Raw genomic sequence first — 20,758 nt, 5'->3', positions numbered from 1 at the left:
TTTCTTCCTTTAGTCAGTCCAAGTGACTAGGATTTCTCTCGGTCCGGAAAAGGGAAGTCTCCCATGGGAAACGGAATAGTTATCGATTAAAAGGACGTCGCCTTTTTGCCATCCGAAAACGGATAGATGATTCCAGAAAGTATCGCTCACTTCTCTAATTTCCTTGGACGAGATCGGAGTTCCGTCGCCGAATTCGATATTCGTTTCGAATTTTTCGGGATTTCTCAGCAATTTCTTGAGACTAGTTAGAACGAATATGGCTCCATAAAGGAAGGCGCTTGCTATACTTTTTTGGTACTTCGCAATTTTTTGATATTCTAATAAAGCCGCATCCACATGAAAAACTTGGCTATGATTGTGCCAGGCTTTCGTTTTGGTCGTCGGATGCGTTCTCACCGAGACTTGAATGTTCGTCAGTTTCAATTCGTCTTGGGGAAGCCAGTCTACTTGGAATGTCTGTCTCGCCGCTATTTTCTCCACCTCCTCTTTATGAACGGTGGAAAACATCTCGTCCCAACGTTTTGTTTTCCACATACTTACTCTCGGAGCATTCGGTCCGTCATATCGACGAATATATTTGACACCCTTCGTTTCGAATTTTTTTAAAATACCGGGATTCATATCTTCGTATACTTTACGTAGATCAGTTATGGGAGTTTCGCCGTTTTTAATCGGCGGAACTTCGCAATAAAACATAAGCTTTCGAGGAGGTTTATTTAAGAAACTCATCTCGGCATGTTGCATGATAGGATAGTATGGAGGTAATTCGCTGGCAGTATGAACGAATTTTGTTACGCGGTTCCTTGGAGAAGTTCCCAAATAGTCGGTTTTCAAATTCTTATCCAGAGCTAAGGCAACGGCTTCGAATTCTAACGGATTAGAAACGGAAAATCCTCGGAATAGGATGGCGCCGTACTCCAATAAATCTTGATCTACCGTCTTTTTATTTTTTGTAATCCACGCAGGAAGAAATCCTGACTCTAACGAATTGGGATCTCCAGGATTATAGATCCTAGGTAACTCTTTTCCCGGAAAAAAGGATTTTTCAACTCTACCTAATCCTTTGGAGGTATTTTTACGAGGGGAGATTTTCTTGATTCCACTCGCCTTATTTAAAGATGACGGACCGGTTTTCAAAGAAAATCTCCTAACTTAAGGTGAACCGTTTATATTCGAATCGGGACGGGTTGGCAATTCGTTTTTACAGGATTAGGTTCTCATTAAAACTGATTTGTTGATTTTAGCCGTCGATTCTTCTCGGCTCATAGGAGAGAAAAGTCATCCAGATTCGAACTAAAAATATCTTGATGCGAGGGTGATTAGAGACTCAGATTAAGCGGGAGAAAAAAAATGATTCCATCTATTTCGCTTACAGCGGGAGGCCCTGCCTTATCAAGGCTTGTGTTCGGTTGCTGGAGATTACATTCCGATCCGCAAGGATTTGGAGCGCAGAGAATCTTGGAAAAAATCGAATTTTCTTTGGAACTAGGGATTTATACTTTCGATCACGCCGACATCTACGGCGAATATCAGAACGAGGAACATTTTGGAAAAGCGCTTCGCTTGAAACCCGGTCTTAAAGATTCGATAACGATCGTGACAAAATGCGGAATTCAGGTCCCGAGCGTAAAACATCCTGGAATTCATTTAAAACATTATAATACTAGCGAGGAGCATATTCTAGAATCGGTCGATTCCTCTTTGGAAAAATTAGGAGTCGAAAAGATCGATCTTTTGTTGATTCATCGTCCTGATTTTCTAATGGATGCCGATTCTGTCGCGTCGGCCTTCTTTAAATTGCGTGCTGCGGGAAAGGTAATGCATTTCGGAGTTTCTAATTTTACTCCCTCGCAATTTCAGCTTTTGCAAAGTCGTTTGAATTTTCCGCTAGTAACAAACCAGGTGGAATTTCATCCGTTACATCTTTCTCCGTTAACTGACGGGACCTTTGATCAGGCGCAAGAATTACGATTTCGTCCGATGGCATGGTCTCCAACTGCGGGCGGACGCATCTTCTCGCATAAGGGGGAGCGCGAAGTAGCCGTGCGAGATGCTCTCGAGCAATTGGCTAAAGACAAAGGAGTATCATCGGATGCAATTCTGTACGCCTGGTTTCTAGTTCATCCGGCCGGCATTTTGCCGATCGTAGGAACAAATCAAACTAGTCGTCTGCGGTCGGCAGCGGAAGCGTTTCGCATCCATTTGACGCGAGAGGAATGGTATCGAATTTGGGCCGCCGGTGCGGGTCATTCGATTCCATAATCGAAGGATTTCTTGCCAGAACTAGGCGCTTGATAAAAATTTAATTAAATCTTTTCGCATCTTCTGATTGTTTGCGTTTTTGCGAACAAAAGTGGACGCTATCATGTCGAGCCGAAGCGGCTCAAAGGACGAAGCTAACGAAAGAGAAAATTAATAATCAAATTTCTATAACTACCTTGCCGAAATGTTTCCCATCTCTTAAATACTCCAATGCTTTTGGAAATTCCGAAAACGGAAAGATTTTATCGACGATCGGTTTACTCTTACGAAACGAGATAGCTTGATTCATTCTGATAAAATCGCTTTTACTGCCTACGATGACTCCTTGGATTCGGATCCCTTGCATTAAAACAGGAAATAACGATAGAGTCGCTTCGCCTCCGCCTGCGACTACACCGATTAATGCGATCGTTCCGCCCGGGCGAGTCGAATTGATCGATTTTGGCAAAGTTCCCGCACCTCCGATTTCTATAACCAGATCCGCTCCTTTCATAGAGGTTTTCTTTCTGACTTCCCGATCCCAGTTCGTTTTGGAATTATAATTAATGACTTCGTCCGCCCCGAGGCTTTTGGCTCGTTCCAGCTTTTCGTCACTGGAGGAAGTTACGATTACTCTGCATCCGAGCATTTTCGCGAATTGTAATGCGAATAGAGAGACGCCTCCGGTTCCAAGGACAAGGACGGTCTTTCCGGGTTCTAATCCTCCGAAGGTTACCACCGCATTATAGGCAGTTAAACCCGCGCAGGGTAGAGTGGAAGCCTCAGCATAGGAAAGGTGGTCCGGAAAGGGGATGATACCGGCTTCCGGAAAAACCCTGTATTCGCTTATTAATCCATCTAACGGACCACCCAAGGTTTCCTTTAGATTTTCCAATTCAGGTTCCCCGGCTTGCCAACCCTGAGAGAATACTCCACAGACCCGATCACCCACTTTAGCTTTCGTAACTCCTGCGCCGATTTCCACAACTTCTCCGGCTCCGTCCGATAACGGGATCAATGGAAGTTTTTGGCGTGGATTGTATTTTCCCGTAATCATTAGAAAATCTCTATAATTCAAAGAACAGGCTTTTACTTTAATTAGGACTTCACCGAAACCCGGTTGGAGGTCGGGGCGAGAATTGACTTTTAGGTTTTCAATACCGAATTGATTTTGAATTTCGAATACTTTCATAGCGTTTGTAGCAACGAATCCTCGACAAAATATCGCAAGAGTCCAGCTTAAAAATGCGGAAGAGCGTGAACGATCGTAACTAAAGTAATTTTGTTTTGCCACTAAACCTGTCAGTTTTATGATAGATTGAGAAGGTCATAAGGATTCGCAATGTCGAACTTGGAAGAAACCCAGCAAGAAATTATAAAGGAATTTTCCGAATGTTTAGATTGGGAGGAACGGTATCAGCTCTTGATCGAAATCGGAGATACGCTTGCACCTTTACCTCAGGAACAGCATACCGAAGATAAATTAGTTCCAGGTTGCCAGTCGCGAGTTTGGATCGTTTCGCAGGAGAAAGACAATAAACTCTTTTTTTCTGCGGATAGCGATTCGGCCATTACGAAAGGAATGATAGCGCTTTTGTTGAGAGTCTTTTCGGGTAGAACGAGGGAGGAAATTCGATCTGCCTCCCTGGATTTTTTAAAAGAAATAGGTTTGGATAAGCATCTTTCGATGAGTCGCCGAAACGGACTGTATTCGATGGTAAATCGAATCAAGAATTTATAATATATTGAGATTGATTTTTTTGATAATCCTATAGCTTACATAAATAAAATGAAATCGATCGAGCAATTACAGGAATTTTGTAAGAGCCTAAAGGCTACGACCGTGGACGTAAAGTGGGAATCGAATTTGGTTTTTTCCGTTTTCAATAAAATGTACTGCATGTACGGTCTCGAAAACGGTACGATCTCCTTTAAAGTTCCGCCGGAGGAATGGAGCGAATACGTTTCGACGACAGGCATTATTCCCGCCCCGTATTTGGCAAAAAACGGATGGGTCAGATGTAATCGTCTTGATTTACTGAAGAAGCAGGATTTGGAAAGGTCGATTCGTACTTCGTACCGTATGGTCGTCGAGCGTTTGCCTAAAAAGATTCAAAATCAACTTTTTACCTGATTATACTTTACGGGAAGAAAACTCCATCCGGGACTTTATTACCCGCGAATGATAAACGTTAAAGAGTAGTAAAATTTGTTTGATTTATGCCGATTTCCGGATTTTGTAATTTCCATCAGATGGACAAAAACGTCCACTTCGTTATGAAGACCGAATAAATATGAAAGAAGTACCTAAAGAATTTTTAAGCAACGGGACGATTTGCCGGGGAACGCTATATCTGCCCGATATTAAGAAACCTCCTGTCATTGTCATGGGTCATGGAATCGGGGCCGAGCGGAGGTTTCGCTTACCCGACTACGCTAAAAAGTTTTGCGAAACAGGGTTTGCCGTTTTTCTATTCGATTATCGAAATTTCGGCGAAAGTGAAGGACTTCCCAGGAATCTTATAAACCCGTATCGACATGTGCACGATTTTTTAGAAGCGATCCGATTCGTAAAATCGTTGCAGGAAGTGGATGGAGAAAAATTGGGGATTTGGGGAACTTCCTTTGGTGGAGGTCACGTGTTAGTGGTCGGGGCAAAGAGTTCGGACGTGAAGGCGGTCGTTTCTCAGGTTCCTTTCGTCGATGGAATCTCAACAACCAACTCTTTTCCGATTTCCTATCAAATATTAGGATTATTGCATGGATTATCCGATGTAATTAAGTCTTTATTATTCCTTTCTCCGCATACGGTTCCCATCGTCGCGCATCCGGGAACGTTTGCATTAATGAATACGGATGATTCCTATTTTGGCTATACTCGTTTAATAGAGAAGGGTGCAAATTGGGTAAATGAAGCTCCGGCAAGGATCTGTCTACTTTTACCGACGTATCGTCCGACTGCCTACGCGAAGAAAATCAAAGCTCCCGTTTTGATGCAGATTGCCCAAAAAGATTCGCTGATACCCTATCAGGCCGCTATCAAGACGAGCCGGAAAATCGCCCGATGCAAAATGACTCTCTTGGATATGGGCCATTTTGAACCGTATTTCGGGAATTTGTTCGAGCAAACGATTCGCGAACAAATCGAATTCTTTAAGGAAACTCTAATATAAAAGTTTCGATTTTACGCTTCTTTCCGGATAAATTATAGTATATTTCGAAAAAACGATATTTTTTAAAGTTTTAGACAATATACGGTTCATCGGGAAGTTCGTTCGGATTTTCTCCCTGGGCCGGGAAATGCTTCTTAAGAATCTCCGTAAGTTTTTGAATACCATTAGCCAGGCTTTTCTTATATTTCGATTCTTTAAAGCCTTCGCTTATTTCATTTGCGATGGAATCCAGATTGTCTTGCCCAATTTTCTTATAGATACCCCTATCGGCTAACAAAACGATTTTTTTCTCGGCCAAAAGTAAATAGATTAAAATACCCGTATTTTCTTCGGTATCCCAGACTCGCAGAAAAGAAAACATTTCTACCGCTCTGATTCGAGCCGTTTTTCCCGACCAGACTTGTAATAGGGGAAGTTTAGTCTCGATCGCCAATCTTAATTCCCCTCTGTGTTGTGATTCCGAGTATGCGATCATCGACTTCAATTCTTTTAGATCCTCTTTGCTAAGATATTTTCTTAATAAAGTAAATCTTAATGAATCATGAGAGCCGATTCCGAAGGAATCTAAGATTCCTGCTCTAGCATGTGAAAGAAAACGAGACGTATTTTTAGTCATATTGTATCACCAATCCGAGGAGGATCCGCCCCCGCCGAAATCTCCGCCGCCTCCGCCCCAGCTTGAACCGCCGGAAGAGGAACCCCAAGACGAGCCGCCTCCGCCCCAGGAACTCCAGGAAGACCCGCCTCCGCCACCACCACTTTTAATCGCGGAGTATAAAACCCAAAGTATAATGAAAAATACTACAAGAATCGGTAATAGTGCGGATAAGGAAATGCCGAATACTCCGCCTGCCCAGTACGCGATAGCTGTAGCCGCTACGGCCTGGATCGGTGAAAACAATCGCCGAAAAGCAAAACCGACGAGCAATGCGATGATTCCTAAAACGATGAAATACATCGTCATATCCGACGAACCTATTTCCGAACCGTGAAACGAAGTATGGGTATCCGGTTCAGGGAGAGGCTCTCCGTCGATCAATCCTATTACTTTATCGATTCCTGCATCGATTCCTTCGAAATATTTCCCTTCCTTGAATAGAGGACGAACATACTCTATTTGGATTCTTTTACAGGTTGCGTCAGGAACGGCGCCTTCCAATCCTCTACCGACTTCGAAACGCATCTTTCGATCGTCTTTTGCGACTATGAAAATGATACCGTCCGCGACGGATTTTCTACCGATCTTCCAAGCATCAGCGACACGAATGGAATACTGTTCAATCGTCTCTTCTCCGGTAGAAGGAAGGATCAGAATGGCGATCTGACTTCCTTTTCTTTCCTCTAATTTTTCTAATTTATTTTCTAAAGAAGAAACTTCTTCCGAATTTAACGTTCCCGTTAGATCCGTAACCCTACGAGTGAGAGACGGAATCGAGATCGGTTCTGAAAAAATCGGAATCGATATCATTAGTAAAAGAAAAAAGACGCCGAATCGTTTCAAAGGAATTGCCGCTTAAAACTTAACTTGAGGAGGTTTGGAAACTTCCGCTTCGTTTTCCACAGTAAAATTCGGCTTCGGAGTATAACCGAACATTTTGGCCGTAATTACATTCGGAAAGGTCCTTACGGTTACGTTATATTCCTGAACCGACTGGATGTATCGATTACGCGCTACCGTAATCCTGTTCTCAGTTCCTTCCAACTGCGCTTGAAGCTCGAGAAAGTTCTGATTGGATTTTAAATCGGGATATTTTTCGACTACGACCATCAATCTCGAAAGTGCGGAAGTCATTTGACCTTGCGCTTTATTAAATTTTGCGAATAGATCCGGATTATTTAAAATTTCCGGAGTCGCCTGAATGGATCCTACGCTGGCTCTCGCCCTCGTTACTTCCGTAAGTACGTCTTTTTCCTGAGCGGCATATCCCTTAACCGTGTTGACTAAGTTCGGGATTAAATCCGTTCTTCTTTGGTATTGGTTCAATACTTCGGACCAAGCCGCGGTAACCTTTTCGTCCTGGACTTGAATCGTATTGTATCCGCAGCCGAAAGAAAAATACGTACCGATAAATAAAAGCATCCACGTGGAAACCTTGCGTGAAAAAAAAACTTGGGACATTCCCACCTCCGAACATCCGAAGTTTAGGGTGGGAAACGTCCGTTGCAACCGGTTTTTTCCAAATTCTATTACGCAGCTTCCTTGGGAGATGTTTGGCTCTTCTCTAAGGCCTTTTTTCTAATCTCCTCGATTAACTTATCCGCCAGAATTTCCGCCAATGCGGAGATTTTATCGTGATTGATCGAGATTTTGTGTGTTGTTTTCATAGGGAACTCCTCCTGGGGTGTTACGGATAGTTTACGGGATATCCCGGACAAATTGCTTCGACCTGGCAAAAAACATTCCGAATTACTGCCTTCGAGAAGCCGATATTAAGAAGAAAAATCTCACCGGGCAAGGGTTCGGAGCGAGGATTGAATTGGATTACAGAAAACGACTCGATGAAATCGAGCGAATCGAGGGGTATTTTACTCGAGCTCCGGAAGGAATTTGGTGCTATGAATTGGAAGATCCGGTGGATACTCGACTCCCAGTCGAAGAGCAATACAGAGTCATTTTTGAGACCGCGAGGTTAACCCATTGTAATGATACTTTGGCCCGGATGTACGGATATCGTACAGCCGAAGAGCTAAAAGGAACCCTTCTAAAAAATATCCATTCTTTCGAAAATCGCTTCAGCCGCATCGGGCTGATGGAATTTATCCGCTCGGGATATAAAATCCACGATGTGGAATCCGAAGAAGTCGATCCTAAAGGATTAAAAAAGTTTTTTTTAAATACTGCGCTTGGAGTTGTAGAGGACGGGAAATTACTTCGAGCCTGGGGAGTGCAAAAGGACGTCACACTAATTCGCGGTGCGGAATTAAGATTAAAGAGGACTCTTAAATTAGAAAGTTTGTTAAGCGAAATCTCTAGAAACTTTTTAAGCACGGATCCGGGAAATACCAACCAAGCGATCAATGTTGCGCTGGCTCAATTAGGAAAGTTCTGCAATGCCGATCGCGCCTACGTTTTTTTATATACCCATGCAGGTTTGACTATTTCCAACACTCATGAATGGTGCGACGAGGGAATCGAACCTAAGATGCATCGGCTCCAAAATCTATCTTTGGAAGAGTTTCAAAATGACAGCCTGGAAATTATCGGTAACCGAGGATACATGCTTTATAATTCGTTGGATGAGATACCCGCGTCTAACGAATCGTTACGAAAATTCTTATCGAAACTTTCCATTCAATCCGTAGTCGTAGTGGGATTGACGTCGCAGGAAGCCGAATTAGGCTTTATCGGCTTCGACTCCGTTAAAGGCGGGAAATTGTGGACGGAAGAGGATATTTACGTTTTAAAACTAGTATCCGACCTGGTTGTGTTGGCCTTTGACCGTAAAAAGAAGGAGTCGGATCTAAACGATTTTTACGAAAGAATGAATCATGATCTGGAGTTAGCCAGACTAACTCAGCGATCCTTAGTTGCCCGCGATTTTCCTTCTTCCCCTTTTTATCAATTCGAAAGTTACTTTCGTCCATTCGAGAAGGTCGGCGGAGATATTATCACGTACATCCAGCATGAAACCGGCGTGCTAGATATTCTTTTCGGCGATGTTTCCGGTCACGGGATTTCGTCGGCGATGGTATCAGGAATGGCCGTATTATCTTTTCGTCATAATGCTAAAACCGGTATTTCTCCGGCGGAGGGAATTCAACAGTTTGTAAGCGATCTCAAGCCGATGGTCGTGGAGCATCATATCGCTGCGGTTTGGGCAAGATTCTTTCCGCTTGAGAAGAAATTAGTTTATTCTTATGCGGGACATCCTCCGATTTTGCTTTTCCGCGGGGAAGAGATGATCGAGCTAAAAGGAATGAATCTACCTTTGCTTATCTTCGATTCGATCGAATACTTTAACGAGTCCATCGATTTAAAGTCGGGAGATCGAATCGTGTTCTATTCGGACGGAATGTATGAAATTTTTAACGCACAGGGCCGGATTCTAGATCTTCCGGGCTTTCAGGCCATTCTTTCGGAATATAGGAATGTTGCATCTCTTGAAGAATACATCGAGCAGGTGATTTCGGACGTTTTTAAGTTTTCCGAAGGTATTTTTGGCGATGATATGGCAATGTTGATTCTGGACCTAAAGGGCTAAATTCGAAACCGTGAGTTGGAATCCACTTTCGAAGTTTTTATCGTTTCCTTTGCTATTGAAAAAACCCTTGGCATAATGTGTTATCGTTTATATAACTTGTTTCCTTTTATTAAAGAAAGAGAAATTTCTGACAAATAAATAAGTCGGTTTCTGAAATGTTTCTTGATTCGTTTAACAAAATATATGCCGATCGGGATTATTTGACCCGGAATAGGGCATTACATCTCTTGATTTTCAACGGCTTCGTAATTGCTCTTGGAGTCATCGCAAATATTATAGCGTTCAAAAACGGATCTTTTCGTCCCGGATTTCTCACGGTAGCGATTTCCGGGATTTTTTCGATCTGGCTCCTCTTTCGTAAGAAGTACCAATATGCATTAAATTTAACGCTAATTTTCAGCCTACTCGGAGTTACTATCGGTTGGTTCTTCGGAGCTAGAGGGATTAACCAGGGATTTAGTATTCCGACTATCATTATTCTTTTCTTATATTTTTCGGACATAACAAAGACCATTTTGGTTTCCGTTTATTGTCTCGGGTTGCTATTGATTCGTTCGTTTTGGTTGACATATCAAGCTCCTCTTCCGGAAGCAAGCTTTACGGATACCTTATTCCTTTTTTTCCTTTTTACCACCATTTCGATCATGACCGTTAGGATCTTGCAAGGTTACGCACAGGAAAAGGACGAGTTAATAAAAGAAATACATCATCGGGTGAGAAATAATCTTCAGGTTCTTTCCGGATTAGCGGATATCCATCGAGACTCCAAAGCGGCTCTTTCCGACCATCAACCGTATTTGGACTTTCAGAATCGAATTATTGCAATATCGGAAGTTCATAATTGTCTCTATAAGGCCGAAAATTATCGGGAAATCGATTTCTCTAAAATCATCCGGGAAATTTCATCGAACCTTTCCAAAAAATACGGTAAAGGAATTGTGGAGGTCGTGGAACCGCAAAGAAAAGTCTTTTTACCGATCGAAAGTGCGGTACCCTGCGCTATGATCGTAAACGAACTAATCTCTAATGCGATTAGGCACGGCTCCGATGGATCTAACGACGCGCGTGTAAGCGTAGAAATTCAACAGGATGGGGCGTTTTACCGATTGAGCGTTTCGGATCAGGGTGCGGGGTTGTCCGATAACCGTCTTTGGCAAAATCCTAGGACGACCGGATTTACCCTAGTGCAAATTCTAACGAAACAGCTTAAGGCCAGATTAAAAATCTTTCAAGACAACGGAACGAAGGCGATTTTAGAATTCTCTTAATATAAACCGATCATCCAAATAGTCTGGAATGATTTAAACTACGATCTTTTTCTTTCTGCTTAAGAGCAGTACTCCGGATAAAACAAGAGTCGTTCCACCTAAATTTTCCCAAGTTATCTTTTCGTTTAATAAAATTGCCGAAAGAAATAGGGTAAAAATCGGACCTGCACTTCCTGCGATCGACGCTTTGTTTGATCCGATTCTTTGAATCCCCGCAGTGGTCAAGAAGGCGGGTAGTACGGTTGTTAAGAATCCGAGCGCAAAGCCGTACGCATATACCGGCAACGGTTGCAAAAATATGGATGAGACTTCCTTTCTCAAAAAGAAATGTAAAAGGACAAATCCGCCGGACCAAAGCATCAATAAGGCTGTAAATCTCCGGGAACCCAATTTAGGAATCATTTGACCGCTACCGATCAGATAGACGGAATAAGCCAGGGCAGATAAGAAGACTAAGGCGGCGCCCACGAGCGATTTTTGACCGTTTGCCTCCGCATCCGGAAGAAACGCCAACAAGATTCCGGAATATGTTAACGCGACTGCGTATAGTTCCACCGAATGAGCCTTTTTCCCCAAGAATAAAAAGCTTAATAGTAAAACTAACGCAGGGTAGGTAAACAGAACAAGTCGTTCCATCGAAGCGGAGAGATATTCTAAACCCCAAAAATCGAAAAAACTTGCCAAATAATATCCGATAAAAGCAAGAGCAACTACATTAAGGTAATCCTTGGAAGCAATGGGAGCAGCGTCGCTTCTACTCGATTCGCGATAGAGAACGACTGCAAAAAAAGGAATCGCGAATAGCATTCGAAACGCTAGAACCGTAACGGAATCTACTCCGTAATTATATACTAGTTTTACAAGAACGCCTTTCGAGGAAAAAAGGACGGTACCTAGTAGGGCGTATATAAATCCTTTCGTTTCTTCGCTGGCTCCCATCGATAGCCGAGTCAAAAGAGTTTCCTGTTTGGAGTCCATACTTCCAGCTTTCTAAGAGAGCTTGTGGGTAAAAGTAAGAATCCGACTTATTCTCCCAAAAAGAAAAAATTCACATCCTTTCTTTCCAGAAAGTAACCTCCTTTCGGATTTACTGCCGGAAAGAAATGATCCGTTTGCGCGGCTCCCGAAAGATTAGAATCTTTGAGTTCCTTAATTCGCGTATAACATTTGGATAGAAACAATGCATGACCGCAGCCGAGTAAATGATAACCTTCATGAACGATCGTGTCGGAAGGACTGGCCCAGAATAGCTGGTTGATAGAGAATGTATGTGCAAGAATATATCCTCTCGTACCGGTGTATCCGTCGACTGCCCCCAAAACTTCCGGAACCGGAATAAAAAAGAATGCTAGGATAATTTGAGCGATTTGGTAGAAAAAGTCGGTCATTCTCACTCCTGCAAACGCTATAATTCGGTCGCAATTTTCCGGAAGTTCAGCCTTGTATAATTCCTCTAATATCGCAAAGCCGGTCCATCCGGGCCGATTCCAGACTTTAACCTGCGAGACATCGGCCTTTAGTTTATACAATGCTAATTCGTCGTTCCATGCCTCGATGAGGGAACTCACCCGTTCCTTCGAAACGTTTTCGTCCTTCCAAACACAAACACGAATCGTTTGGAGTTTTCCGAAATCCTCGCGGGTGCGAATCGATTCTCTATGAAACCCAACCGTCGTACAGTCCTCTAATAAGACGTAAAACAAAAGGAAAAAAAGGATTCGGATTCGAAACATACTCGTTCTTTCCTAAAAGGATGGGCCCTCGATTCAAAATAAATGGGCGGAAGCCTTTAGGAAGTATAGCCATCAAAAAGCGGGAAAAAAATTCTTGCTATAATCTTTTTGAACCTTACTTTCCTTTCGCATGCAACAAATTCTATTTAGTCTTCAATTCGTTCATGCAGCAATAGTTGCAGGTCCGATTTTCTTTTTGGCCGTCAGTTTTTTTATCGGAGGGGCTAAGGAGCCGTCCGAGTCTTCGATATCGGGAATATTACTCGCTATTTCCGTTTTTTGTATACCATTAGCCTTCTTTCTAAAGAAGGTTCTCTCAAAAACTTCGAAAGAAAAAAGTCTAGAGGAAAATCTAGGAAATTACAGAACCTTGAAAATCATTACTGCGGCAATCGTCGAGGGCGGGACTTTATTGAATTGCGTAATGTTCTTTATTACCGGTTCTTTTCTATCTCTTGGAGGAGCTATTCTACTAACGATCGTTAATTTGTTTCAATTTCCTCGATTATCCGAGTTTACCGAATTGTACGGAATCGATAAGAAATAAAAAAATCGGCTTTTCGGACAGACATTTTCAGGATACCTTTTGATCGACCGATGAAGACCGCAAAACTTAAAACCCCTTTAACTCCTTTTCAAATTTTGTTTTTAATACCCTTGGCTTTGTTTTTGTTAAGCGTATTCATCGGCGAGATTGTTCGTCTTTATAGGTTGCATGACGAGAGAAGCTCGTATTCGCAATTAACGGAGATCGACGCATTGTTCGAAGAATTATCGATGAGTCGAATGTTTCAAAAATACGGTTATGATTTTAGAAACAAAATGGGGGCGGACGAAAGGCTTTCCACCGGTTTAGAGCGGGAATATCCGATCGAAAGGAAAATTCCCAAATTCTTTTTCTTTATATTAATCCTTTTATATCCGGGTTACGTTGTCCTTAGACTTATCGGGGATTTAATTTCACGCGAGGAGGGGCGGCACCTATAGAAAGAGACCTTTAGTCCGAAAAAATAGGGTCTAACAGGAACTAGGAACTCATGAGGCGGATGGAATAATCCGAAGAAATAGTATGGCCGGAAATTCGGGACGGAATCTAAAAAAGGGAAAACTCCATACTCCTTTTATATTGTTTTTGCTGGTTCCACTGTGCCTATTCATACTAACGGCCTTTCTAGGAAGTTTTTTAAAATTAAATAGAGTTCAATCGGAGACTGCTTTCGAAAATCGCTTAAATCCGCTGGAGAAAATTTGGCGAGGGATTCAGTTGAAGTCCTATGCCAGGCAGTACGGTTACGACTATCGAAACAAAATCTCCGAAAACCAACGCCGCGTTTTAGGAATCGTACGCGAATCCTTTCTGGAGACGCAGCTTCCTAAGTATCTCTTTTTAGCATTAGTAATTATTGTGCCTTGTTATTTTTTTACGAAGTTAATCAAAGAAAAAGCTACTCGAACAAGGGATAAGATAGTTAAGATCTCTACGAAACCGATTCGAAACTCGAATCCCAAAATTGGGCGAAAATAAATAAATAGATTGCTCACGTAAACTTAATGTATGGAACTACATCTATATGAAAAGTACTATGCATCACCTGTTTACTGCCGCGGGATTGATTCTTTCCATATTATTATATCCTGCATGCAGTTTTGATAAACGAATCGAATTTTCCCAACCGGAAAAACTTGCGATAGAGGCGGATGGTAAATCTTGCGCTTCTCTCGGGCAGTACAATCGCTGGTACGCGTTCTATGGATTATGGAAATTCTCTTCGGCTGAACCTGCTCTTCCTAAGCAAGAAGGAAAAATATATATTTTAGAGAATCGAGCCGATTGGCAGCACATTGCCCTTTCTCTCTTATTAGGGGTGATGACCTCGATCTCAGTTCATCCGGTTAAAATTTCGGAATGCGATACCGCGACTCGTTTCGTGCATAAGGACGAATACGATACTTTCTTCGAAACCGAGCGAGAAAAGGCTCGTTCCGATTTCTTTGCGGAAAGCGAAAGGCTATTCGAAGATTCATTGCGAAAATATTTAGATCGAAGCAACCCGGCCGATTCCGCCGGAAAGAATTATAGTACGATTATATATAGAAACGGTAGGATTCAAGAAGCCAGAGTCTTAGGACAGGATATCGATTCGATAAAAATCGAATGGGATGAAGCCAACCAGATTAAAGAAGCTTCCGTACTAAAAAAGGAAATATACAAAGTCATTTTCGCTACGAAAGTGATTCGGGTTAAGGATAAGCCGTCCGAAAAGCCTTAAGTAATTCTTAATATACTCCCGAGCCGATGAAACATCACGGCTTAGGCGGAAAAAATCCGATCGAATTCCTATCCGGATAAAATTCCAGAATTCGATGCCGTAGAAAAGATCCCTTTATTTGGATAGAATCCGATTTTAGTATTTCGGTTTTCCAAAACAAAGGGCCATCATATCTCCCTGGTCGAATTTTTTGACGGCCCAATCCGCGAATCTTTTGGAAGTTTTGAAGAATGGCCCGGCACTTTTTCGACCGGTTAACCCGCTTCCGTAGGTGATATGAGATAGAGGTAGATAGCCGATATCTATGCAAAGTCGACGGATTCCGGATAAACTATAATAATAAAGATGTTCGGGAACGTTCAAGTATCTCCATTTTACGCCTAAAATATTCGCAAGCAAACCGTGACGACAGGTGGAAAGAATCATTCGTCCGCCTGGCTTTAGATGAAGCATGATTTTTTCAAGAGTTTCCTTGGGGCGATGCAAATGTTCGAGGCTTGCCCAGAGCGTCACTAGATCGAATTGCTGGGAACATTCTAAATCCCAATTTAGAAAATCCGTTTGTTCGACATCTAACTTTAGCGTTTCTTTAGCGAAGGTTATGGGTCCGGAAGCGATGTCTAAACCTTTCACATTCCAATCCCGATCTTTCAAATAATCTAAGAAGTATCCGGCGGCACAGCCCACGTCCAGAGCGGATCTATCGGCGTATAATTTACTTTCCCATGTAAAGAAGCCTAAGTCTTTCAGGTTGAGACCGTAGACTCTTGATATTTCCCGTTTTGTCGCGTCCGAATAATAATTGTCATACCCGCGATCCGTTCGTTGGGTAAAGTAAGTGTCCTCATAATACTTCTCCACTTCCATTGGAGAAGGCTGCGGGTTTACTTGTACCAAGCCGCATTGTGTACATTTCACTATTTTGAATATTTCACCCTTTGAACTCGCTTTGGAGAAGAGAGAGCGGAACGTCAAGGATCCGCATGTATTGCAAGGAATTTGCTCCATATATTGATCTCATCGGCGGTAATGATGTACAGGGGCAGGAAATTTTGGGCGAATTTCATTCCCGTAGTTTTAGAAAAAAATAGGGAGCCATATCAACCAATCCCGCTACATCAGCGGCACTTTAGTCACTCTCTTTTGTGAAAACCGCTTTCCTAGAAAGCGTGGTTGCAAAAATCTCCCTCTATGCAGAGATTCCTAACTCTATTTTACATCAGCGTTTTATTTTTGGTTTTAAACGCCCCTGTTTCTCTTAGATCGGCGGAAACCGAAACGATCAAAATCAAAGCGGTCGGCGATTTAGTCATGGGGACGAATTATCCGGACAACCGGCTCCCAAGCGATCCGAGAAATACCCTTTTTTCCGAAGTCGTGCCTGCGTTAAGGGGGGCGGATTTGCTCTTCGCAAATTTCGAAAGTACCCTAACGGATTATCCGACCTCTTCTAAGAATATCAATCGTCCCTTAATCTTCGCGTTCAGAACTCCGCCTTCGTATGCAAAAATTCTAAAGGACGTGGGATTCGATATTCTATCCATCGCCAATAATCATAGTTTGGATTTTCATCAGCAAGGTTTTGACGATACCGCAAAAAACATTTCCTCTGCGGGAATGCGATTTACCGGAAAGAAAGGCGCTATCACGTATATGACCGTAAAAGGTGTAACCGTCGCCTGGATCGGTTTCAGTCATATGAAAGCTGCTCATAATAACGTGAATGAAATTTCGGATGGAGTAGCCTTAGTTAAGGAGGCGAAGAAAAAAGCTCAGCTAGTTTTCATTTCCGTACATGGGGGTGCAGAAGGCGGTCCCGCTCTCCACGTAAAAAACGAACAGGAACGTTTTTACGGGGAGTATCGCGGAAATCTAGTCGCATTATCTCACGCGTTAATCGATGCAGGCGCCGACTTATTCATCGGACACGGTCCGCATCTTCCTCGGGCTCTAGAGCTTTATAGGGGACGTTTGGTTGCTTATTCTCTCGGTAACTTTTTGGGGTATAGGGTTTTTTCCACGAAAGGATACGGAGGTTATTCGTTGGTGCTGGAAGCGGATTTGGATAAACAAGGAAATTTTGTGAAGGGTAAGATACATCCTTTACAGCTGAGTCAGAACGGAGTGCCTTCTCCCGATCCGGAAAATAAAACGACCGAGCTAATGCAATCTTTGACTAAAGCTGATTTTCCGGGGAAAGGTCCAAAAATTCAAAATGACGGAACAATATTACCGTAAGAATAGCAAGGAAAAGCCTCGCATTCGCTTGAAAGGCTACTCTTAAAAAAAGAACGCTCGAATCGGAATCGATTTCCGGAGACGAGCGTTCCCTTTAGATTTTAGGAATCCGATTAGATCAGTTCGGTTTAGGCGGAGCTTCGAGTGCTCCTGCCGGACTCTTAAAGTTTATTTCGAATAAATCGTAATGCGATTCCCGTACTCCGGTGGCAAAGGCCACTGAGATTCCAAGATAGTATTTAAGATTATATTTAAGAGCCGACCAGGCGAAGGTAGCCACCTCTTCGTTAGTAACGGAGAACGGATGTACTTTGCCTCTTGCTTCATCCAAATAAATGCCTTCGTAAGTGCCTATCGCAGTTCCTCTATATTCTAGACTCAGTATCCTTCCGGTGACCGAGAAATTTCTTTTGGATCCGGTTTTTGGGCCAATAAATTTATCGGCTATATCTTTTCCAAGTACGGTTTCCTGCTTTTGTGCGACCAGGACTTCGAAATCGGTCGAGAGAGCGATAGGTTCGATCCTATGAATTCTATATTGAATTAGGACTTCCTGATTTAAGCTTTTACTTAAAAAATTGACTACTTCTGTCATTTCCGGGCGAACGCTGAACGCTACCTTTTGTTTGGTCGGGGTAAAGCATTCGTCCTTGTTTTCGTCGCATTTTTCATTTTTGTCGAAAGTCGTTACTTCCAAGAATCCTTCGTACGAATCAAAGATGAGTCCTCTGCTTTCAAATTGAATCAGTTTCGCTACGGTCCAGCCTTCTGAATAGGTACCAAGTGCGGACACGGAAGACGAGGACAAGAGGAATATTCCTGTCAAAAGCCATACTGATAGTTCTTTAAGTTTCATTCGAGTTCTATACTCCGAGGTGGCGTGGATTTAAGATGCGAACATTCTGGCTTTCGATTCGACGACTTCAAGAAAATATTTATCGGTTTTCGAAAAAGCGTAGGCGACGTTTTACGGCCGGCAGTCAGCCGGTTGGCAGGAATGTGCGTAACAAGTGCAGTCACAAATCAGAATGCGGCGAAGCCAGAAGGGAGGGTCGCGAAGCGAGCCCGAACGGAGTGCCTGACGAGTACTTATACGACAGTATTCGTTGAGAAGGCTGGATCGAGGAGCCGGATCGCCGCTTCAAATCGATTACATATGGAGGATTCGAATTAGGTCCGAGGGGAAGACCCGGCGTTTTACGATTGCCGTAACGTTTCCCGCCGTAAAGCTGGCGTGGCAAGCCAAGAGGAAAAGGGAATTCGGTGAAAGTCCGAAGCTGAACCCGCAGCTGTAAGCGTCGTCTTACGGGATGGTAACAAGGCCACTGTCTATAATGGATGGGAAGGCGCTAATCCCGGACGCGAGCCAGAAAATCTATCCTTTCGCTTATCATTTGTCAGACTTTCGGGAGTTAAAGTCGGGCGGGAAGTCTTTTTGCGGTAACCCCTCTTGCCCTCCCACCCGGTCTCCCGTACGGGAGCTTTCTTTGTCGTCCAACCGAGCTCGTGCCTCCGAAAATAAGAACCTTGCTTTCAATTGCAAAGCGAATCGGATCATAGTGTTTGGCTTGGCCTTTCTTTCCCACGCGGTTTTTCCCCAAGAACAACCTAAAAAGGAATCCGCACCGCTCAAAGTCTTAGGAAAGGTTTCAGATTCGAATCAACCCGAAAATTTTCGGAAAAATCCCACCGGGTTTCAATCTTCCATCAATTTAGATCAATATAATGCGCGTTATACGAATCTTCCCGATGTGTTAGAAAGGGAAGCCGGGATTCGAGTTAGACGATACGGCGGATTGGGTTCTTATTCGACTCTATCTCTTCGAGGAACGAACCCGAATCAATCCAGAATTTTTATAGACGGAGTGCCGTTTAATAACACGCAAGGTGGGGAAGTGAATTTAGCCGACCTTCCTTTCGATAATTTGCAGAGCGTGGAAGTATACAGATCCGGAGCTCCCGTAGGATTTTCCGGGTCGGCAATTGGCGGAAGCGTGAACCTAGTAACTCGAAAATCGACAGGTCCCGCAAAGACGAGAGTGAATATCGGTGGCGGAAGTTATAATACGGGGAAAGGGACCGTCACTCACACCGGAACCTACGGAGGTATCGGAGCAAGTTTGTTTTTCTTAGGGGAAAAATCCGATCAAAACTTTCCATACTTAAATCCTCATGGAACTATAATAGTAAATCCGTACGACGATACGATCGATCGCAGGAGAAACGCGCAATACGAACGATCATCGGGAATGATCGGATTGGACGGTGATATCGGAAAAACGAAAATTCGATTTTGGAATGATCTAAATTATAGGTATCAGGGAATTCCAGGGCCGGCATCCAACCAAACCCGACAGGTCCATCGAAAATATTTACGGAATACGTCGTCTGTTACTACCGATACGAAAGGCTTGTTTGACGGAGTATTAAGATTAGAAACGCGAGGCTTTACTACATTTGCTAACGACGATCTATACGATCCTAAATCGGAATTTTCCTCAGGGACCCCCAACTCCGCAGCTCGCATTCATCAATCCGGCATTCAAGTTACTCCCACCTTCTATTTATTGAATTATTTGCAAATCATTCGGTTGCATTTCGGATTGGAAAAGGAGACATTCTCGAGGACTAGAAGTAATATCGATAATATAGATTTAAATTATGAGCCGGGAAAATCCAGAACGTATATAACCTCGCAAATAGAGGATGAAATCCGGTTGATGGACGGTAAACTTGTTTTAACTCCCGGGGTTTCGTGGGATACATACAAGGACCGCTTTCAGAGCAATCAGCCTTGGTACCAGAGACAGGACCCGTTGGCTTCTTCGGACAAGACGACTTCGTTTTCCAATCCTAAAACGGGACTTTTGTATAAATTATTCGAATACGAGTCGTTTAACCTGGATTTAAAAGCGAACGTGGCTAAACAAAATCGAATTCCAAGCTTTCTAGAGTTGTTCGGCGAAGTAGGAACTATTCTTCCGAATGACAGTTTAAAACCCGAAAAAAGTACGAACGTGGACGCGGGTTTTTCCGCAAAATACGTAAATGGAAATTTAAAAGCCCAAGGTTCCGTTTCCTATTTTAGAAAACGAATTTCGGATATGATTTTGTTTATCCCGAATTCTCAGTTTACCTTAAGACCGGAAAATGTGGATTCGGCGAAGATAGACGGGGCGGAAATTTCTCATAAATCGGAATACAAGGGTTGGAAATTATTGATCGATTATACGTATCAGCAGGCGATCAACACTTCGGACGCTCCTTATTTAAAGGGAAAATATCTGCCGTTACGACCCAAGTATGAAATCTCTTCGACTGTCGGATATCGCGCTAAGAGATGGGAAGGAGGCGTAGAGTTGGTTTACGTCGGCGCCGTTTTTAAAGATAGGACAAACGAATATATAAATTATCAACCTTCAAGACAGATATGGAATTTGTATTTAACGATAGTGCTCTATTCATCTCCGATAGAGGAGATTACCTCGGATCCTAAAACGGAAAAGGCTCCTCAGGAACTCCTTCTTAGTTTCGATTTACGGAACGCGGGTGACAAGAGGGTCGAAGATATAGTAGGGTATCCTCTACCAGGTAGAAATTGGTTCGTCACCTTGAGCGGTAGGTTTTAAGGAT

General features: G+C 43.0%; 22 protein-coding genes and 1 riboswitch. Of the genes, 12 read left to right on the top strand and 10 right to left on the bottom strand.

Features of this window, described 5'->3' with window-relative positions; genetic code table 11:
* Positions 1 to 9 precede the first annotated feature (9 nt).
* On the bottom strand, positions 10 to 1,137 hold the full coding sequence (locus LEP1GSC050_RS07580; protein WP_010570637.1) for a TauD/TfdA family dioxygenase: 1,128 nt from the start codon (positions 1,135 to 1,137) through the stop codon (positions 10 to 12).
* Between the two features lie 213 nt (positions 1,138 to 1,350).
* Here LEP1GSC050_RS07580 and LEP1GSC050_RS07575 point away from each other — a divergent pair, with 213 nt between their 5' ends.
* Entirely contained in the window at positions 1,351 to 2,262 is a 912-nt protein-coding gene (locus LEP1GSC050_RS07575) for an aldo/keto reductase (protein ID WP_010570636.1), read from the top strand.
* A gap of 157 nt (positions 2,263 to 2,419) precedes the next feature.
* On the opposite strand, the gene LEP1GSC050_RS07570 is transcribed toward LEP1GSC050_RS07575, so the two are convergent.
* On the bottom strand, positions 2,420 to 3,433 hold the full coding sequence (locus LEP1GSC050_RS07570; RefSeq protein ID WP_010570635.1) for a zinc-dependent alcohol dehydrogenase family protein: 1,014 nt from the start codon (positions 3,431 to 3,433) through the stop codon (positions 2,420 to 2,422).
* A gap of 150 nt (positions 3,434 to 3,583) precedes the next feature.
* On the opposite strand from LEP1GSC050_RS07570, the gene LEP1GSC050_RS07565 reads away from it, so the two are divergent.
* The 3 genes from LEP1GSC050_RS07565 to LEP1GSC050_RS07555 all read left to right on the top strand — a co-directional run bounded on the left by LEP1GSC050_RS07565 (position 3,584) and on the right by LEP1GSC050_RS07555 (position 5,414).
* Positions 3,584 to 3,982, top strand: coding sequence for a SufE family protein (locus LEP1GSC050_RS07565; protein ID WP_020987480.1), 399 nt, complete (start codon positions 3,584 to 3,586; stop codon positions 3,980 to 3,982).
* A 48-nt stretch (positions 3,983 to 4,030) separates the two neighbouring features.
* On the top strand, positions 4,031 to 4,375 hold the full coding sequence (locus LEP1GSC050_RS07560) for an MmcQ/YjbR family DNA-binding protein (RefSeq protein ID WP_010570634.1): 345 nt from the start codon (positions 4,031 to 4,033) through the stop codon (positions 4,373 to 4,375).
* A 160-nt stretch (positions 4,376 to 4,535) separates the two neighbouring features.
* Positions 4,536 to 5,414 (top strand): alpha/beta hydrolase, encoded by an 879-nt coding sequence (locus tag LEP1GSC050_RS07555; protein WP_010570633.1) that lies wholly within the window; start codon positions 4,536 to 4,538, stop codon positions 5,412 to 5,414.
* 70 nt (positions 5,415 to 5,484) lie between these two features.
* On the opposite strand, the gene LEP1GSC050_RS07550 is transcribed toward LEP1GSC050_RS07555, so the two are convergent.
* The 4 genes from LEP1GSC050_RS07550 to LEP1GSC050_RS20950 form a co-directional block, all read right to left on the bottom strand.
* Positions 5,485 to 6,030: a TPM domain-containing protein gene (locus LEP1GSC050_RS07550; protein ID WP_010570632.1), complete on the bottom strand. Its 546-nt coding sequence runs from the start codon at positions 6,028 to 6,030 to the stop codon at positions 5,485 to 5,487.
* 6 nt (positions 6,031 to 6,036) lie between these two features.
* Positions 6,037 to 6,915 (bottom strand): TPM domain-containing protein, encoded by an 879-nt coding sequence (locus tag LEP1GSC050_RS07545; protein WP_010570631.1) that lies wholly within the window; start codon positions 6,913 to 6,915, stop codon positions 6,037 to 6,039.
* Between the two features lie 12 nt (positions 6,916 to 6,927).
* On the bottom strand, positions 6,928 to 7,494 hold the full coding sequence (locus LEP1GSC050_RS07540) for a LemA family protein (protein WP_010570630.1): 567 nt from the start codon (positions 7,492 to 7,494) through the stop codon (positions 6,928 to 6,930).
* 107 nt (positions 7,495 to 7,601) lie between these two features.
* A complete protein-coding gene (locus LEP1GSC050_RS20950; protein WP_020987452.1) occupies positions 7,602 to 7,739 on the bottom strand; it encodes a hypothetical protein in 138 nt (45 codons plus the stop codon).
* 17 nt (positions 7,740 to 7,756) lie between these two features.
* Here LEP1GSC050_RS20950 and LEP1GSC050_RS07535 point away from each other — a divergent pair, with 17 nt between their 5' ends.
* Complete coding sequence (locus tag LEP1GSC050_RS07535) at positions 7,757 to 9,616, top strand: SpoIIE family protein phosphatase (protein WP_010570629.1); 1,860 nt, start codon at positions 7,757 to 7,759, stop codon at positions 9,614 to 9,616.
* A 155-nt stretch (positions 9,617 to 9,771) separates the two neighbouring features.
* Positions 9,772 to 10,884 (top strand): sensor histidine kinase, encoded by a 1,113-nt coding sequence (locus LEP1GSC050_RS07530; protein WP_010570628.1) that lies wholly within the window; start codon positions 9,772 to 9,774, stop codon positions 10,882 to 10,884.
* A gap of 33 nt (positions 10,885 to 10,917) precedes the next feature.
* Here LEP1GSC050_RS07530 and LEP1GSC050_RS07525 read toward each other — a convergent pair whose 3' ends face one another.
* Together LEP1GSC050_RS07525 and LEP1GSC050_RS07520 are read right to left on the bottom strand one after the other, a co-directional pair.
* On the bottom strand, positions 10,918 to 11,862 hold the full coding sequence (locus LEP1GSC050_RS07525; protein ID WP_010570627.1) for a DMT family transporter: 945 nt from the start codon (positions 11,860 to 11,862) through the stop codon (positions 10,918 to 10,920).
* A gap of 47 nt (positions 11,863 to 11,909) precedes the next feature.
* Positions 11,910 to 12,617: a hypothetical protein gene (locus LEP1GSC050_RS07520; RefSeq protein WP_010570626.1), complete on the bottom strand. Its 708-nt coding sequence runs from the start codon at positions 12,615 to 12,617 to the stop codon at positions 11,910 to 11,912.
* A 130-nt stretch (positions 12,618 to 12,747) separates the two neighbouring features.
* Between LEP1GSC050_RS07520 and LEP1GSC050_RS07515 the strand changes: the two genes are divergently transcribed.
* The 4 genes from LEP1GSC050_RS07515 (at position 12,748) to LEP1GSC050_RS07500 (ending at position 14,887) form a co-directional block, all read left to right on the top strand.
* Positions 12,748 to 13,164, top strand: coding sequence for a hypothetical protein (locus LEP1GSC050_RS07515; protein ID WP_010570625.1), 417 nt, complete (start codon positions 12,748 to 12,750; stop codon positions 13,162 to 13,164).
* 50 nt (positions 13,165 to 13,214) lie between these two features.
* On the top strand, positions 13,215 to 13,604 hold the full coding sequence (locus tag LEP1GSC050_RS07510) for a hypothetical protein (RefSeq protein WP_010570624.1): 390 nt from the start codon (positions 13,215 to 13,217) through the stop codon (positions 13,602 to 13,604).
* Positions 13,605 to 13,686: 82 nt separating this feature from the next.
* On the top strand, positions 13,687 to 14,142 hold the full coding sequence (locus LEP1GSC050_RS07505) for a hypothetical protein (RefSeq protein WP_010570623.1): 456 nt from the start codon (positions 13,687 to 13,689) through the stop codon (positions 14,140 to 14,142).
* A 46-nt stretch (positions 14,143 to 14,188) separates the two neighbouring features.
* The gene (locus tag LEP1GSC050_RS07500) at positions 14,189 to 14,887 is read left to right on the top strand and encodes an LIC_13076 family protein (protein WP_020987745.1); all 699 of its coding nucleotides are present in this window, start codon (positions 14,189 to 14,191) and stop codon (positions 14,885 to 14,887) included.
* A 135-nt stretch (positions 14,888 to 15,022) separates the two neighbouring features.
* Here LEP1GSC050_RS07500 and LEP1GSC050_RS07495 read toward each other — a convergent pair whose 3' ends face one another.
* Positions 15,023 to 15,895, bottom strand: coding sequence for a class I SAM-dependent methyltransferase (locus LEP1GSC050_RS07495; protein WP_040911219.1), 873 nt, complete (start codon positions 15,893 to 15,895; stop codon positions 15,023 to 15,025).
* Positions 15,896 to 16,078: 183 nt separating this feature from the next.
* Between LEP1GSC050_RS07495 and LEP1GSC050_RS07490 the strand changes: the two genes are divergently transcribed.
* Positions 16,079 to 17,125, top strand: a complete 1,047-nt coding sequence (locus LEP1GSC050_RS07490) for a CapA family protein (RefSeq protein ID WP_020987422.1) — start codon at positions 16,079 to 16,081, stop codon at positions 17,123 to 17,125.
* Positions 17,126 to 17,243: 118 nt separating this feature from the next.
* Here the strand turns inward: LEP1GSC050_RS07490 and lsa26 are convergent, their stop codons facing one another.
* On the bottom strand, positions 17,244 to 17,981 hold the full coding sequence (gene lsa26, locus LEP1GSC050_RS07485) for a surface adhesion protein Lsa26 (protein WP_010570619.1): 738 nt from the start codon (positions 17,979 to 17,981) through the stop codon (positions 17,244 to 17,246).
* Between the two features lie 354 nt (positions 17,982 to 18,335).
* A riboswitch (cobalamin riboswitch) is annotated at positions 18,336 to 18,522 on the top strand.
* A 171-nt stretch (positions 18,523 to 18,693) separates the two neighbouring features.
* On the opposite strand from lsa26, the gene LEP1GSC050_RS07475 reads away from it, so the two are divergent.
* Complete coding sequence (locus LEP1GSC050_RS07475; protein ID WP_020987501.1) at positions 18,694 to 20,754, top strand: TonB-dependent receptor plug domain-containing protein; 2,061 nt, start codon at positions 18,694 to 18,696, stop codon at positions 20,752 to 20,754.
* Positions 20,755 to 20,758 lie beyond the last annotated feature (4 nt).

The sequence above is a fragment of the Leptospira broomii serovar Hurstbridge str. 5399 genome (assembly GCF_000243715.2).
Taxonomy (GTDB): Bacteria; Spirochaetota; Leptospiria; order Leptospirales; family Leptospiraceae; genus Leptospira_B; species Leptospira_B broomii.
This window is presented reverse-complemented; position numbering and strand designations above follow the sequence as displayed.